This is a genomic window from Streptomyces torulosus, assembly GCF_001419765.1.
In the GTDB taxonomy this organism is placed as follows: domain Bacteria; phylum Actinomycetota; class Actinomycetes; order Streptomycetales; family Streptomycetaceae; genus Streptomyces; species Streptomyces torulosus.
Window position 1 is genome coordinate 1 of sequence record NZ_LIRK01000639.1, and the last position, 14,681, is coordinate 14,681.

Annotated in this window: 18 protein-coding genes; 9 read left to right on the forward strand and 9 right to left on the reverse strand. The window is 72.9% G+C overall.

Annotation, left to right across the window (positions count from 1 at the left end; translation table 11 throughout):
* The first annotated feature begins 98 nt into the window (after positions 1 to 98).
* A complete protein-coding gene (locus tag AOK23_RS36105) occupies positions 99 to 497 on the forward strand; it encodes a GNAT family N-acetyltransferase (RefSeq protein WP_055716755.1) in 399 nt (132 codons plus the stop codon).
* A 69-nt stretch (positions 498 to 566) separates the two neighbouring features.
* Here the strand turns inward: AOK23_RS36105 and AOK23_RS36110 are convergent, their stop codons facing one another.
* The 5 genes from AOK23_RS36110 to AOK23_RS36130 form a co-directional block, all read right to left on the reverse strand.
* A complete protein-coding gene (locus tag AOK23_RS36110) occupies positions 567 to 1,082 on the reverse strand; it encodes a hypothetical protein (RefSeq protein WP_240496718.1) in 516 nt (171 codons plus the stop codon).
* A gap of 132 nt (positions 1,083 to 1,214) precedes the next feature.
* Entirely contained in the window at positions 1,215 to 1,433 is a 219-nt protein-coding gene (locus tag AOK23_RS36115) for a hypothetical protein (protein ID WP_055716742.1), read from the reverse strand.
* Positions 1,388 to 1,666 carry a DUF3140 domain-containing protein gene (locus AOK23_RS36120; protein ID WP_420823781.1) on the reverse strand — a complete coding sequence of 93 codons (279 nt, stop codon included), beginning with the start codon at positions 1,664 to 1,666 and terminating at the stop codon, positions 1,388 to 1,390. The genes AOK23_RS36115 and AOK23_RS36120 overlap by 46 nt, the downstream gene beginning before the upstream one ends.
* Positions 1,667 to 1,726: 60 nt before the next feature.
* Positions 1,727 to 1,954, reverse strand: coding sequence for a hypervirulence associated TUDOR domain-containing protein (locus tag AOK23_RS36125; protein WP_055716744.1), 228 nt, complete (start codon positions 1,952 to 1,954; stop codon positions 1,727 to 1,729).
* A 172-nt stretch (positions 1,955 to 2,126) separates the two neighbouring features.
* Entirely contained in the window at positions 2,127 to 3,008 is an 882-nt protein-coding gene (locus tag AOK23_RS36130; RefSeq protein WP_055716745.1) for a LysR substrate-binding domain-containing protein, read from the reverse strand.
* Between the two features lie 82 nt (positions 3,009 to 3,090).
* Between AOK23_RS36130 and AOK23_RS36135 the strand changes: the two genes are divergently transcribed.
* From AOK23_RS36135 to AOK23_RS36145, 3 genes are read left to right on the forward strand one after another with little or no spacing between them, the layout of a single operon-like run.
* The gene (locus AOK23_RS36135) at positions 3,091 to 4,296 is read left to right on the forward strand and encodes a thiolase family protein (RefSeq protein ID WP_055716746.1); all 1,206 of its coding nucleotides are present in this window, start codon (positions 3,091 to 3,093) and stop codon (positions 4,294 to 4,296) included.
* Positions 4,293 to 4,988, forward strand: a complete 696-nt coding sequence (locus tag AOK23_RS36140) for a 3-oxoacid CoA-transferase subunit A (RefSeq protein WP_055541118.1) — start codon at positions 4,293 to 4,295, stop codon at positions 4,986 to 4,988. The genes AOK23_RS36135 and AOK23_RS36140 overlap by 4 nt, the downstream gene beginning before the upstream one ends.
* Positions 4,985 to 5,701, forward strand: a complete 717-nt coding sequence (locus tag AOK23_RS36145) for a 3-oxoacid CoA-transferase subunit B (protein WP_079049904.1) — start codon at positions 4,985 to 4,987, stop codon at positions 5,699 to 5,701. The genes AOK23_RS36140 and AOK23_RS36145 overlap by 4 nt, the downstream gene beginning before the upstream one ends.
* A 67-nt stretch (positions 5,702 to 5,768) precedes the next feature.
* Here the strand turns inward: AOK23_RS36145 and AOK23_RS36150 are convergent, their stop codons facing one another.
* Positions 5,769 to 6,959: a Cmx/CmrA family chloramphenicol efflux MFS transporter gene (locus AOK23_RS36150; RefSeq protein ID WP_055716747.1), complete on the reverse strand. Its 1,191-nt coding sequence runs from the start codon at positions 6,957 to 6,959 to the stop codon at positions 5,769 to 5,771.
* Between the two features lie 337 nt (positions 6,960 to 7,296).
* Between AOK23_RS36150 and AOK23_RS36155 the strand changes: the two genes are divergently transcribed.
* The 3 genes from AOK23_RS36155 to AOK23_RS36165 all read left to right on the forward strand — a co-directional run bounded on the left by AOK23_RS36155 (position 7,297) and on the right by AOK23_RS36165 (position 9,940).
* Positions 7,297 to 7,512, forward strand: coding sequence for a hypothetical protein (locus AOK23_RS36155; RefSeq protein ID WP_055716748.1), 216 nt, complete (start codon positions 7,297 to 7,299; stop codon positions 7,510 to 7,512).
* 53 nt (positions 7,513 to 7,565) lie between these two features.
* On the forward strand, positions 7,566 to 9,362 hold the full coding sequence (locus AOK23_RS36160; protein ID WP_055716749.1) for an ABC transporter ATP-binding protein: 1,797 nt from the start codon (positions 7,566 to 7,568) through the stop codon (positions 9,360 to 9,362).
* A 101-nt stretch (positions 9,363 to 9,463) separates the two neighbouring features.
* Positions 9,464 to 9,940 carry a hypothetical protein gene (locus tag AOK23_RS36165; RefSeq protein WP_055716750.1) on the forward strand — a complete coding sequence of 159 codons (477 nt, stop codon included), beginning with the start codon at positions 9,464 to 9,466 and terminating at the stop codon, positions 9,938 to 9,940.
* A gap of 7 nt (positions 9,941 to 9,947) precedes the next feature.
* Here AOK23_RS36165 and AOK23_RS36170 read toward each other — a convergent pair whose 3' ends face one another.
* Entirely contained in the window at positions 9,948 to 10,532 is a 585-nt protein-coding gene (locus tag AOK23_RS36170; RefSeq protein ID WP_079049905.1) for a TetR/AcrR family transcriptional regulator, read from the reverse strand.
* A 114-nt stretch (positions 10,533 to 10,646) separates the two neighbouring features.
* On the opposite strand from AOK23_RS36170, the gene AOK23_RS36175 reads away from it, so the two are divergent.
* The gene (locus AOK23_RS36175; protein WP_055716751.1) at positions 10,647 to 11,084 is read left to right on the forward strand and encodes a tautomerase family protein; all 438 of its coding nucleotides are present in this window, start codon (positions 10,647 to 10,649) and stop codon (positions 11,082 to 11,084) included.
* Complete coding sequence (locus tag AOK23_RS36180; RefSeq protein ID WP_055716752.1) at positions 11,077 to 12,099, forward strand: zinc-dependent alcohol dehydrogenase; 1,023 nt, start codon at positions 11,077 to 11,079, stop codon at positions 12,097 to 12,099. The genes AOK23_RS36175 and AOK23_RS36180 overlap by 8 nt, the downstream gene beginning before the upstream one ends.
* A 64-nt stretch (positions 12,100 to 12,163) precedes the next feature.
* On the opposite strand, the gene AOK23_RS36185 is transcribed toward AOK23_RS36180, so the two are convergent.
* Together AOK23_RS36185 and AOK23_RS36190 are read right to left on the reverse strand one after the other, a co-directional pair.
* Positions 12,164 to 13,564 (reverse strand): MATE family efflux transporter, encoded by a 1,401-nt coding sequence (locus AOK23_RS36185; RefSeq protein ID WP_055716753.1) that lies wholly within the window; start codon positions 13,562 to 13,564, stop codon positions 12,164 to 12,166.
* Positions 13,565 to 13,608: 44 nt separating this feature from the next.
* Positions 13,609 to 14,661 carry a cysteine synthase family protein gene (locus AOK23_RS36190; protein WP_055716754.1) on the reverse strand — a complete coding sequence of 351 codons (1,053 nt, stop codon included), beginning with the start codon at positions 14,659 to 14,661 and terminating at the stop codon, positions 13,609 to 13,611.
* Positions 14,662 to 14,681: the final 20 nt, after the last annotated feature.

Sequence of the window (14,681 nt, forward strand, 5' to 3'; positions counted from 1 at the left end):
CACCCCGGCCCGACCTGCACCGCCACCCCCGCCTGCGCGACGATCCTCGACCGCTCCGGCCCCCGCGCCGGACGATCACCGTTCACTACGGTTGCGCCATGACGATCACGTACCAGTGGCGGGGCGACGTCGACAACCCCGCTCTCAACGAGCTGCACGCGGAAGGGTTCGGCCACCCCGTCGGCCGGACGGACTGGGAGGCGAGGCTGCGGCGCCACAGCCTCGGCTGGGTCTGTGCCCGGGACGAGCAGGGCCGGCTGGTCGGCTTCGTCAACGTCGCCTGGGACGGGGGAGCCCACGCGTTCGTCCTGGACACGGTCGTGGCCCCCGCCGCCCGGTCGAACGGGGTGGGGGCGGCGCTGATCAGGGCGGCGGCCGAGGGGAGCCGCGACGCGGGCTGCGCCTGGCTGCACGTCGACTTCGAGGAGCACCTGCGGCCGTTCTACTTCGACGCGTGCGGCTTCAGGGAGACGGCGGCAGGGCTGATCGCCCTGTGAGGAGTGCCGACGCGGGGCTGCCGGGCCACGCGCACGGCTCACGCGTACGGGCTGGGAGCGCGGGCGGGGTCAGGCCGCGAGCCCCGCTCGCCGCAGCAGGGTCAGCCACTCGTCGTACTCCGCCAACTCGTCGTCGACCAGCCCGATCCGTACATACGCGACTGTCGCCAACCGCTCCACGAAGAACTCCTCCAGGCTGGGCGCCAGATGTTCGAAGCGCTCGGCGTCCGGCCATTCGCGGTGCTCGTCGGGGATGCCGAGGACACCGCCGTCCGCCCGGTCGACGTAGACCGGCGTCTCATGGATCATGCCGACGCAGAACAGCTTCTCCGGGGACAGCGGCAGGACGCAGTCGACGATCGGATCGCAGTAGAACTGGTGCCCGAGGGCCTCCTCCAGGCCGAAGAGCTGCACCGACGGGCTGCAGCTCGCACCGTCCAGCACACGGCAGAAGTCCAGGAACTCCGGGGGCACCCCGTCCCCCGCCGCGGCCCGCGCCTTCTCCTCGTCGACGGTCCCGCCGAGCAGATACGAGAAGAGTTCCGGGCTCTCCGCCTTGGCCGCGCGCAGAGCGTCCACCGTCACCCGCAGCCGCGCTCCCGGCCGCCTCGCATCACCGGCCCCACCACCACTGAACGTCACACCCCGCACGATAGCTTCGCGGCCCGCTCCGGGGCGGAGCTGTCGCACGGGTCCCCTTGGGACGGGTCACCTTGCTCAGCCGCCGGTCACGTTGGCGCGGGGGGACTCGTCGACGAGCAGGGTGAAGACGTCGGGGCGGGCGTAGTGGCCGGTGGTGTCGAGGTCGAACCGGGCGCGGGCGAGGTCGTCGAGATCGAGTTCGGCGGCCAGGATGCCCTCGCCGTCCCGCCCCGGCCGCGCGGCATCCGTCAGGCCAGTGGGTCGTGGCCCCAGTTCATGAGCGAGTACCTCCACCTGGTGTCCCTCGGGTCACCCGAGGGTCGTTGGGCGAGGTGCCGCCGGATGTAGCCGACGACCTTCCGCATGTGCCGGTAGTCGTCGTCCGAGAGGTCGCCCTTCGCCGTGCGCAGGATGCCGACGATCCGGCGCCCGGAGGCGTGGCCCGTGGACTCGCCGCCGTCCTTGTGCTGTCCGGCACCGCGCGACTCCTCCGAATCCAGCCACTCCTCCAGCTCGGTCGGCCTCATGTTGACCAGCTCGCGGAACTCGTCCCAGGTCTCTTTGCGCTCGGTGCCCTCCACGCGGCGTCACTTCTTCTTCAGCGCGGACGGCTTGTGCACCGCGGAGCGGCCGGACTTCTCGCTGCGGACCTGGTACTGCGGGTCCTCGGGCGAGGCGTCCACCGTCCTGCCCGCGGCTTCCGTCCGCTCGGTGATCTCCTTCTCCACCTCGCCCTCGGCCCGGCCGCCGTGACTGCTCCAGGCGACCTTGTCGCCCTCCTTCAGCCTGTTGCCGTTGCCCCGGTCCTTCGCCATGTCGGCCTCCTTCCCCCGCCCCGTGGACAGCGCGCCCCGACCTCCAGCGTGCGGGCATCTCGTCCCCGTCGCAGCTCCGACCGGGCCGCCGCCGCTCGCCGCCGGTGTGATCCGAGCGCCGCGCCCCGGCCGCCACCTCCCGTGCCTCCGACGGGCCGTCGCGAAAGGGCCTTCAGAACGCCGCCCGGATGATCCCCACCGTGCGTTCCAGGTGCGGCTCCGCGCGGTCGGCGCGGTGGGCGACGGCCAGCTCCACGCGCGCGTCGGCCCCGACCAGCGGCAGGTACGCGACACCGTCGAGGGCCAGCGCGGTCACCGGCTCGGGCACCACCGCCACGCCGAGACCCCCGGCCACCAGCGTGATCAGCGTCGACGTCTCGCCGACCTCGTGCCGGACATGCGGCTCTACCCCGGCGCCGCGCAGGAGGGCCATCACGACGTCGTACATCACCGACCTGCGGTCGGCGGAGTGCACGATCAGGTCGGTCCCGGCCAGGTCCGCCACCCGTAGCCGCTTCCGGCGGGCGAGCGGATGGTCGACCGGGACGGCGACGACGAGCCGGTCCCGGCGCAGGGCGTGCACGGTGAGCGTGGGATCGGCCGACGGCGGGCGCAGCAGCGCGACATCGATCGCGCCGGTGCGCAGCGCCTCCACCTGGTCGGGTGCGAGCATCTCGCCGCGGAAGGAGAAGTCGACACCGGGCAGCGCCTCCGAGAGCCGCCGCGAGAGCGCGGGCAGGAGGCTGTACGTCGCCGAGCCCACGCACCCGATCGCGAGATGCCCCACCGTGCCGGCGGCGACGCGCCGGGCGTGATGGCCGGCCTCGTCGACGTCGGCGAGGATCGCCCGGGCCCGCGCGAGATAGGCGCGACCCGCCTCGGTGAGGTCGACGCGGCGCGTGGTGCGGCGGAGCAGCTCGACCCCGAGTTCGGCCTCCAGCTGCCGGATCTGCTGGGAGAGCGGCGGCTGAGCCATGTGCAGCCGCTCGGCGGCCCGCCCGAAATGACGCTCCTCGGCCACCGCCACGAAGTACCTCAGGTGCCGCAGATCCATACGTCATCCATACGTCTTCCATATCAATCAGGTCGAATATGCGTACTTCAGAATATCGCAGCCCTGGATTAGCGTCGCTTCCATGAGTGCTTTCATCTACGCCGCGACGCGGACGCCGTTCGGCCGCTTCAACGGCGCGCTGGCCGGTGTCCGCCCCGACGACCTCGCCGCCGCCGCGATCACCTCGACGCTCGCGACGGTGCCCGGGCTCGACCCGGCCGCGATCGACGACGTGGTGTGGGGCAACGCCAACGGCGCCGGCGAGGAGAACCGCAACGTCGGCCGGATGGCCGCGCTGCTCGCCGGGCTCCCGGTAAGCGTGCCCGGCAGCACGGTCAACCGGCTGTGCGGGTCCAGCCTCGACGCGGCGATGACGGCCAGCCGGCAGATCGAGTCCGGCGACGCCGAGGTGGTGCTGACCGGCGGCGTGGAGTCGATGACGCGTGCCCCGTGGGTGCTGCCCAAGCCGGCGAAGGGGTTCCCGGCCGGCGACGTCACCGCGGTCTCGACGACGCTCGGCTGGCGGCTGGTCAACCCGCGCATGCCGAAGGAGTGGACGGTCAGCCTCGGCGAGTCCAACGAGCGGCTCCGGGAGCGCTTCGGCATCACCCGTGAACGGCAGGACGAGTTCGCCGCCCGCTCCCACCGACTCGCCCACGCGGCCTGGGAGTCGGGCTTCTACGACGACCTGGTGACGCCGGTCGAGGGCGTCGACCTCACCCGTGACGAGGGCATCCGCGCCGGCTCCACGCCGGAGGTGCTCGCCGGGCTCAAGCCGGCGTTCCGCACACCGGAGCAGGGCGGCACCATCACCGCGGGCAACGCGAGCCCGCTCAACGACGGTGCCTCAGCGGTGCTGCTGGGCAGCGAGGGAGCCGCGGCGGCGATCGGGGCCGACCCGGTCGCCCGGATCGCCGGGCGCGGGGTGATGGCGCTGGAGCCGCAGGACTTCGGCTACGCGCCGGTCGAGGCGGCGAACCGCGCGCTGGCCCGGGCCGGGATCGGCTGGGACCAGGTGGGCGCGGTCGAGATCAACGAGGCGTTCGCCGTGCAGTCCCTCGCCTGCCTCGACGCGTGGAAGGTCGACCCCGCCCTCGTCAACCAGAAGGGCGGCGCCATCGCCATCGGCCACCCCCTCGGCGCCTCGGGCGGCCGGATCCTCGGCACGCTGGCCAAGGTGCTGCGGGAGACGAGGCAGCGCTACGGCGTCGCCGCGATCTGCATCGGTGTCGGCCAGGGCCTGGCCGTCGTCCTGGAGAACTGCGATGTGACGGGGGTGGACGCATGAGCAGGGCGGAGATCCTGCGGAGCGCCGACGAGGCGGTCGCCGGCATCGAGGACGGGTCCACCGTGCTCGTGGGGGGCTTCGGCCTGGCGGGCATGCCGTTCGACCTGATCGACGCGCTCATCCGGCAGGGGGCGAAGGACCTCACCATCGTGTCCAACAACGCCGGCAACGGCGATGTCGGGCTCGCCGCGCTCCTCGCCGCCGGCCGGGTGCGCAAGGTGCTCTGCTCCTTCCCCCGCCAGGTCGACTCCTGGGTCTTCGACGACCTCTACCGAGCCGGGAAGGTCGAACTGGAGGTCGTGCCGCAGGGCAATCTCGCCGAGCGGATGCGCGCGGCCGGTGCCGGCATCGGCGCGTTCTACTGCCCGACCGCGGTCGGCACTCCGCTCGCCGAGGGCAAGGAGGAGCGGGAGATCGACGGCCGGAAGTATCTGCTGGAGTACCCGATCAAGGGCGACTACGCGCTGATCAGCGCCCACCGCGCGGACACCATGGGCAACCTCGTCTACCGGAAGACCGCCCGCAACTTCGGACCGGTCATGGCCACGGCCGCGACGACGACCATCGTCCAGGTCGACCAGGTCGTCGAGGCCGGGCAGCTCGACCCCGAGGCCGTGGCCACCCCGTCCATCTACGTCGACCGGATCGTCCAGGTCGAGGCCCGTCACTACACCGTGCAGGGGGCGCGATGACCACCACACCGACGACCACGCCGGAGGCCGGGCCGGCGAGCCCGGCGAGCGGCGGGGGAGACGCCGCGCCGCCGGTCGGCGCCGACCACCGGCTCTCGATGGACGAGTTGGCCGCCGTCATCGCTCGCGACATCCCGGCGGGCGCCTTCGTCAACCTCGGCATCGGCCAGCCCACCAAGATCGCCGACCATCTGCCGGCCGACTCCGGGGTGGTGCTGCACACCGAGAACGGCATGCTCAACATGGGGCCGAAGGCCGAGGGCGACGCGGTCGACCCCGACCTGACCAACGCCGGCAAGGTCCCGGTGACCGAACTGCCGGGCGCGGCGTACTTCCACCACGCGGACTCCTTCGCGATGATGCGCGGCGGCCACCTCGACGTGTGCGTCCTCGGGGCGTACCAGGTGGCGTTCGACGGTGACCTCGCCAACTGGCACACCGGTGAGCCCGACGCCATCCCCGCCGTCGGCGGTGCCATGGACCTCGCCATCGGCGCCAAGGACGTCTACGTGATGATGACGCTCTTCACGCGCTCCGGTGAGCCGAAGCTCGTGCCCCGCTGCACCTACCCGCTCACCGGCGTCGGCTGCGTCAGCCGCGTCTACACGGACTGCGGCGTCTTCGACGTCGGCCCCGACGGCGTACGGATCCGGCAGACGTACGGCGTCTCCGCCGACGAACTGGCGGAGCGCCTCGGCATCACGCTCCCTTAGGAGGAAATCCCGTCCGTCAGGGAGCGATCCCGCCTGTCAGGGAGCGATCCCGCCTGTCAGGGATGGATCACGCCCGCTCCTCCGTGCCCCGGTGGGCCGCGACGGCGGTACGGAGGGGGAGCGCGAGCAGCGGCGCGACGAGCAGCGCGACCGCGACGAGGAGTCCGCTCGCCCACAGCGGCCCGAGGGCCCCGGCCCGGGTGCCGAGGGCGGTCGCGGCGATGACGGGGCCGGCGGCGGCGCCGATGTTGAGCGCCGCCGTCGCGTACGAGCCGGCCATGGTGGGTGCTCCCGCCGCCTCGTGGAGGACGCGTGCGATCAGGGTGCCGCCCAGCGCGAACGACAGGGCGCCCTGCACGCACACGAGGACCAACAGCGCGACCGGCTCGTCCGCCAGTTGTGCCAGGGCCGGCCAGCCGAGGAGCAGCAACGGTCCGCCGACCGCGAGGACTTCGACCGGGCGCCGGTCGGACAGCCGGCCGGCGACGCTCACGCCCACGAAGCCGCCGGCGCCGAAGAGCATCAGGGCGACGGAGACCCACCACTCGCCCAGCCCGGCGGTGCCGGTCACCACGGGGGCGAGGAAGGTGAGGCCGCCGAACGTCGCCGCGTTCACCAGTGCGCCCAGCAGCATCACCAGGAGCAGCCGTGGCCGGGCGAGTTGGGCGAGTTCGACGGTGAGGGACGGCCTGTCGGTCGCCTCGTCGTTCCCGCGTCCTGCCGGGATCCCCTTCAGGATGCCGAGCGCCGCGGGCAGGCAGAGCGCGGCGACGGCCCAGAACGTGGCCCGCCAGCCGAGCGATGTGCCGAGCACCGACCCGCCGGGGACACCGGCGACCGTGGCCACCGTCGTGCCCGACAGCAGCACGGCCAGCGCGCGTCCCTTCCGTTCGGGCGGGACCAGCGCGGCGGCGGCCGTCAGGGCGACGGCGAGGAACCCGGCGTTCGCGACCGCGGCGACGACCCGGGTGGCGAACAGGACGGCGAAGCTCGTGGTGAGGGCGCCCACGACATGAGCCGCCGCGAAGGCGAGGACGAACCCGAGGAGGCCGGAGCGCGGGGGCCGGTCGCGGGCGAGCGCGGCCACCAGGGGAGCGCCGACGACCATGCCGACCGCGAACGCCGAGGTGAGCGTGCCCGCCGTCCCGACCGTGACGCCGAGATCCGAGGCCATGTCCGGCAGGAGGCCGGCGAGCATGAACTCCGAGGTGCCCATGGCGAAGACCGCCACGGCGAGCAGATACAGGGGGAGAGGCATCGAGTGGCTCCGAGGTGAGGAGAAGCACGAGAAGGTCATCTCGTCACCGCGGCCAGCCCCGAGCGCACCCTCGTCCCGCCGCGGAGGGCGGTACGACGACAGGGCTACGCGTTCAGTGGTTCAGGGGGCTGACGGCGTGACCGAAAGCCCCCGCGTCATCCGACTCAGGACTCGACATGCCCCGCACGCTACCCGACCCGAGCGGACCCCAGCAGCCACGTTTCCGTCGGCCCCGGCCCGTGTGCGACCCGATGATGACCTCCTTCCGCCACTCGGCGGGGGTCGACCCGACGGGTGCCGGATGGGCGTGCGGAGGCGGGGCTTCCAGGCTGGAGGCATGACACACCGTGCGCGGCACGAGGAGCCCGACACCCCCCTCGCGTCAGCGGCCGACGTACCCGGCCGTGATGTCGTCCCCCGCCGGGGCGACTTCCTGGAGTTCCTCGGTCTGATGCTGGCGACGGGCGCCCTCGTCCTGGCCGTCGTCCACCCCGAGGTCCCCGAAGCGCTGGTACGCGCCCTCGCCACGGGAACGGCCGGACTCGTCCGCTGAGCCGGCACATGAGCACGCCCGGTCCGCCACGGACCGCCGAGGAAAGGAACCCGGTGAACACCGCATCCGCTCCGACGACGGAGGAGTCCCCCGAGACGTCCCTGTCCGCCCGGGAGACGGTCAGGGCGCTGTACACGTACGTCCGGCCGCACCGGTGGGCCGTCGTCCTCGGCCTGCTGTGCGCCCTGGTCGGGGCCGCCGGGGCGCTGTTGCAGCCGCTGGCCACGAAGGCGCTGGTGGACCGGATGGCCTCCGGTGGGACGATCACCGGGATCCTGATCGGGCTCACCGTGCTGGTGGTGGTGGGCACGGCGGTCGAGGCGTACGGCGCGTACGTGCTGGAGCGGACGGCGGAGTCGGTGGTCCTGGCCGCTCGACGCACCGTGGTGGGGCGGCTGTTGCGGCTGCGGATCGCGGAGTTCGAGCGGATCCCGCCGGGTGATCTGATGTCCCGCGTCACCTCGGACACGACGCTGCTGCGGGCGGTCAGCACGCAGGCGGTCGTCTCCGCGGCCACGGGCGCGGTCGCGTTCGTCGCGGCGATCGTGATGATGGCGTTCCTCGACGCCGTGCTGCTGGGTGTGACGCTAGGCGTGGTCGTGCTGGTCGGCGGGGCCGTCGCGCTGGTGATGCCGCGGATCGCGCGGGCCACCGAACGGTCGCAGCAGGCCGTCGGGGAGATCTCCGTCGCGCTGGAGCGGGCCTTCGGAGCGTTCCGTACGGTGAAGGCGTCCGGCGCCGAGGGCCGGGAGACCGCCCGCGTGGAGGCGGCGGCGCGGCGGGCCTGGCGGCACGGTGTGAAGAGCGCCAAGTGGGAGTCCGCGGCGGGCTCGGCCGACGAACTCGCCGTACAGCTGGCCTTCCTCGCGGTGCTCGCGGTCGGTGGGGCGCGCGTGGCGTCCGGGGCGATCCCCGTGTCCACGCTCATCGCCTTCCTGCTGTACCTCTTCTATCTGATGGAGCCGGTGTCCCGGCTGGTCGACGCCGTGTCCTCCTATCAGGAGGGGTCGGCGGCCATCTCCCGGATCGCGGCGGTGGAACGTCTGGCGACGGAGCCGGTTATCGGGCGGCAGGACACCCCGCCCCGGCAGGGCGCGGCGGTGCCGGGCCCGGCGTCGGTCCGCTTCGAGGACGTGTCCTTCCGCTATCGCCCGGGCCTGCCGTACGTCCACCACCAGGTGAGCTTCGAGGTGCCGGGCTCGGGGACGACGGCCTTCGTGGGGCCCTCCGGTGCGGGCAAGTCGACGGTGTTCGCGCTCATCGAGCGGTTCCACGAGGTCACCGGCGGCCGGATCCTCGTCGACGGACAGGACGTACGGAACTGGTCGCTGCCCCGGCTGCGGGCCGCGATCGGCTATGTCGAGCAGGACGCCCCGGTGCTGGCCGGCACACTCCGCGAGAACCTGGTCTTCGCCGCGCCCGGCGCGAGCGACGACGACATCCGCGACGTCCTGGCCCGGACCAAGCTCGACACCCTCGTCGAGCGCCTCCCCCACGGCCTGGACACCCCGGTCGGACACCGCGGCTCCAAGCTGTCCGGCGGCGAGCGGCAGCGCATCGCCATCGCCCGCGCCCTGCTGCGCAAACCCCGCCTGCTCCTCCTGGACGAGGCGACCTCACAGCTCGACGCCGTCAACGAACTGGCACTACGGGACGTCCTCACCGAGGTGGCGCGGGAGACCACCGTGCTGGTGGTGGCCCACCGTCTGTCGACGGTGACGGGAGCCGACCGGATCGTCGTCATGGACGCCGGACGGGTCCGCGCCGTCGGCACCCACGAGGAACTGGTGGCCGAGGACGAGCTGTACGCACAACTGGCGGCCACCCAACTCCTGACCCCCACGAACTGAGGCGGACGGCGCTGATCACCCGCCCGCCGAGCGGCTATGACGGTCGTTATAGAAGCGTGTACCCTGACCCTCGTCTATAACGACTGTCATAGGAGCAGGTCATGACGATCATCACCGTCACCACCCCGGTCGGACGGCTGGGCCCGGAGCGGCGCCGCATACTCGCCGAGACGCTGACGGACGCGGTCCTCGTGCCGGAGGTGGGGCAGTTCGCCCCGCTCGCGCGGAGCGGGTTCCAGGTGCACTTCGTGGAGCGTCAGGCGGACATGATGGCGATCGGCGGGCGGCTGCTGTCCGACCTCGGTCCGGACGCCGACGTCATGGTGATCGACGTGGCGGTGATGGACGGGGACTGGCGGCAGGAGGTCAGGGCCGCCGTCATCGAACGCGTCCTCGCCGCACTGGCCGACGCCTGCGGACTCGCGCAGCCGTCGCCGGCCTGGTGGGTGAACTTCCGGGTCATCGACGAGGGCAGCTGGGGCTCCAGCGGCGGCGTGCTGTCCGTCCTCTCCCTCCTCGACAGCGGTGTGTTCACCGAGGAGAAGATCAAGGCCGTCCGTGCCGCGCTCGGCGCGTGACCCCGCGTCACCTCCGTGTGGCGGCGGCGATGAGGGCCTGGAGCTGTTCGGCGGTGCGATCCAGGGGCTGGGTGCTGCGCTTGGCGCGGCACATGGCCACCGTGCCCTCGACGGCCGCCACCACGAGCGTCGCCAACTGTGAGGCCTGCTCGCTCTCGGCGCCGTGCTCCCGCAGGGAGGCGGCGAGCAGGGCCTCCCACTGCTCGAAGACCTCGGCCGCCGCGACCAGCGCGGGCGGCACCCCGTCCGCCGGGGGTTCCTCGATGGCCACCGCCAGGACGGGGCAGCCCGCGTGGAAGTCGCTCTCGACCACGATCCCGCGCCACAGGTCCAGGAAGGCGCTCAGACCCGCCGCCGGCCCCGCCTCCAACTCCTTGCGCAGACTCCGCGCGACCCACTCACCGGTGAACCGGACCGCCTCCGTGGCCAGTTGCTGCTTGCCCTCGGGGAAGTAGTGGTACGTCGAGCCGAGCGGTGCCTCGGCGTGCTTGGCCATCTCCCGGATGCTCGTGGCGCTCAGTCCGCGCCGGCTGATCATGTCCGCGGCCCCGGCCACGATCCGCTCACGCGACGGCTTGCCGCTCCTGGTCACCGCGCCACTCCCTCCGATCCCCGGCGGTCCGTCGCAGTCTCGGCCGCCCCTGGCTATAACGCCCGTCATAGTCTAGCGTGGCCCAGGTCTATAACGATCGTCATAGGAGCTGCCATGCCCATGATCCGGTTGACCGTGCCCACGGGAGCCCTCACCGAGGAGGGCCGCGCCACCGTCCAGCGCGACCTCGCGGCCGTCCTGCTGCGCTGGGAGGGAGCGCCCGACACCGCGTTCTTCCGGGCCCAGGCGTGGAGCTACCTCGTCGAACTGCCCGACGGCGCCCAGACCACCGCCGAGGACGACGCGCCCCGCCTCCTCGTGGAGGTGACGGTGCCGCAAGGCGCCCTGTCGGAACGCCGCAAGGCCGGCCTCGTCCAGGACGCGACGAAGACGGTCCTGGCGGCCGCCGGCCTCGCCCCGGACGACGCGCCGCGCGTGTGGGTGCTCGTGCACGAACAGCCGGACGGAACCTGGGGCGCGGGCGGCTCCGTCATCCGCTACGCCGACCTCGTCGCCCTGGCGCGGGGGAACGCGGAGCAGGCCGATGCGTGAGGTGACGTACGTCGCCCGCCGCACCGTCGAGTGGTGCGAGGCCCCCGACCCCCGGGTGCGGTCGGCCGGCGAGGCCGTCGTCGCGCCGGTCGCAGCGACCTCCTGCGACGTGGACTCGGCGATCCTGGCGGGCCACGGCTTCATCGAACCGCCCTTCGCCCTCGGCCACGAGTGCGTCGCCCGTGTCATCGACATCGGTGACGCCGTGACCGCCGTCGCCCCCGGCGACCTGGTCGTCGTGCCCTGGTCCATCAGCTGCGGCACCTGCGGCCACTGCCGCGACGGGCTCACCGCCCACTGCGCCTCCGTGCCGCACATGGCGATGTACGGCGCGCCGATCGGCGGCAGTTGGGGCGGCCTCTTCTCCGACCTGGTCCGTGTGCCGTACGCGGACGCCATGCTCGTCCCGCTGCCGGCGGGCCTCGACCCGGTCGCCGTGGCCTCCGCGAGCGACAACTGGTCGTTGTCCTGGCGCCTGGTCGCGCCCCACCTCAAGGCCCGCCCCGGCGCGCGGGTGCTGGTCGTCGCCCGGGGCAGCATCGGCCTCTACGTGTGCGACATCGCCCGCGCCCTCGGCGCCTCCGACGTCCTCTACGTCGACCCCGACGCGGAGCACCGCCGGCTCGCCGAGGGCTTCGGCGCCCGCACCGCCGAGACGATCGAACCGGTCCGCCACGGCTTCGACCTCGCCGTGGAGGCGACCGGCCGCGTCGACCAGCTCGCGCTCGCCGTCAACTCCCTCGCCCCCGAAGGTGTCTGCGAGTCGGCGGGCAACCACTTCCGCCCCGGTGAGCTGCCGCTGCTCGACATGTACCTCACCGGGGTCACCCTGCGGATTGCCCGCGACAACGTCCGCGCCCACCTGCCCGACGCCCTCGCGCTCGCCGCCTCCGGCACGGTCGACCCCGCCCGCGTCGTCTCCCACGTCCTCGACTGGGAACAGCTCCCCGAGGCTCTGCCCGAGCGGCACCTCAAGCCGGTGTTCGTCGCCGAGCGGGGCACGACCACACCCTGACCGGGGCCCACTGAGCACGGCACCCCGACGGGGACGCCCCGGCGGTCCGCCGTGCCGCCGCCGGTCAGGCCTGGGAGGGCTCCGCTTCCGTGGGCCGGGGCAGCCGGCCGAGGCCGCGGTCGAAGCGGCGCAGGAGGAGCACGGCGGTGGTGGCGAGGCCGGTGAGGAGGCCGAGCCAGATGCCGAGGGTGTCCAGGCCCAGGGCGAGGCCGAGGAGAGCGGCGGCGGGCAGGCCCACGAGCCAGTAGCCGACGAGGGTGACGCGGAAGCCGCCCTTGGTGTCGTCGAGGCCGCGCAGCAGGCCGACGCCGATGTTCTGCGCGCAGTCGAAGAACTGCAGCACCGCCGCGACCAGCAGCAGTTGGGTGGCGATGTCGACCGCCCTGGCGTCACCGGTGTCGAAGAACGGCGCGAGCACCAGGCCGGGGGCGGTCACGTACACCAGCCCGACCACCGCCATCACGGCCGCCGCGCAGGCCACGGCGGTGGCCTTCAGGCGCTGCGCCGCGGCCAGGTTGTGCAGCGCCAGCTCCCGGCTGACGCCGATGGACGCGGCGTGGGAGAGGCCGACGGCGATCTGGAAGACGATGTAGACGAGCTGGTTGACGGCGGTGTGCGCGGCCAGCGCCGCCGTGCCGAAGCTGCCCGCGAACAGGGCGACGACGAAGAAGAAGCCCGCCTCGGAGCCGTAGGTGGCGGCGATCGGCGCACCGAGCCCGGTCAGCCGGCGCAGTGTCGCGGGGCGGGTCTTCCAGACGCTGAGCGACAGGACGGGCGCCAGCCGGGGGTCGCGCCGGGCGGACAGGTACAGGGCCAGGCAGGACAGGGCGTACACCAGGCTGGTGGCCAGGCCGATGCCGGGCAGGCCCAGCTCCGGGAAGATCCAGGTGCCGTGGATGAAGGCCCAGTTGAGGCCGGCGTTGACGGCGATCGAGACGAGGGTGATCCGCAGCAGGGCCTGCGGGCGGCGCATGCCGACGGTGAACTGGCGTATCGCCTGGAACCACAGACAGGGGATCAGGCCGGGCGCCATCGTGTAGAGGATGGGCTTCGCGGCGTCGACCACCTCCGGGTCCTGGCCCAGCCAGATCACGGCGTGCCCGATGAGCACCATCAGCACGGCGCCCACGACCCCCACGAGGGTCGAGAGGAGCAGGCTCGCCCGGACCAGGTCGCGGACCTCGTCCTCGGCGGCCCCCGGTGCATCGGCCGACTCCGCCCGCGCGTCGGCCGCCGCGACCTGGTTGCCGACGGCGGTGACCATCCCGACGCCCATGGTGCGCAACTGGTTGAAGATCACCATGGCGAGGCCGCCCGCCGCGAGGGCCTCGGTGCCGATCAGGCCCATCATGATGGTGTCGGTGGTGGTGAGGGCGACCTGCGCGAGCTGGGTGAGCGCCAGCGGCACGGCCAGCGTGGCGAGGGCGCGGCTGTCGCCGAGGAGGCGGGCGAGGGCGGGCGGCATCGACTTCCGTTCCTGAGGTGGGGGGACGCTGACGACGGGACGAACTACCCCTGGATGTCCGGCGCGACGCGGCGGAGCTTGGCGAGCAGCTCGTCCACCTCGCGTTCGGTGTCGGGGGAGAGCAGGTCCCGGGCGCCCATCCAGTCGTCGTCGAAGACCGTGTCCAGGTACTTCTCCCCGCCGTCGTTGATCAGGGCGACCATAGTCGTCCCCGGCGCGAGGGACGTCATCCGGGTCAGCGCCTCGTACACCACTCCGCCGGCCGAGCCGCCGAGCATGAGCCCGGTGCGGCGGGCGACCGCGCGGGCGGTGGCGAACGCCTCGACGTCACCGACCTTCGCGCCCTCGTCCAGCAGGCTGTAGTCGACCATGGCGCCGATCGTCGCGCCTTCGGGTGTGCCGGTGCCCGACTGGTGGTAGTCGTGCGCGGGCGGCCCGAAGGCGATGGACCCCTTGGGCTCGACCCCCACGATCCGCACGTCCGGCACGGCTGCGCGCAGCGCGCCCCCGGTGCCGAACAGCCCGCCGCCGGTGCCGACCGCGCCGATCAGGATGTCGATACGGCCGTCCAGCGCGGCGTCCAGCTCCCGGGCCACCGGGTGGTAGCCGACGCCGTTGGCCATGTTGTTGTGCTGCTCGGTGAAGTACGCGTTGTCCGACTCGGCGGCCATCCGCTCCGCCAGCTCCTCGCGCGCCGCCGTGGCGAGGTCCTCGTCGCCCTCTGCGGCCACGTAGACCAGTTCGGCGCCCATGGCCTTCATGGCGCGCAGCTTGTCCTTGGACGCGTGGTGGTCGACGACCGCGGTGAACGTGTAGCCACGCTCGGCGGCGACCACGGCGAGCCCGAGCCCGGTGTTGCCGGAGGTGGACTCGATGATCCGCCCGCCGGGGCGCAGCAGCCCGCGCTCCTCGGCGTCGACGACCATCTGCCGGGCCATGCGTATCTTCGCCGTCCCGGTCGGGTTGAACTGCTCCAGCTTCAGCAGCAGCCGGGCGTCGCTCTCCGTGCGGCACAGCTCGAACAGCGGGGTGGCGCCGATGAGTTCGGAGACCTGGCGGACGACGGGCGGACGGTGCAGGGGGTGGGGGTGACTCATGGCGGGGAACTCCCTACGGG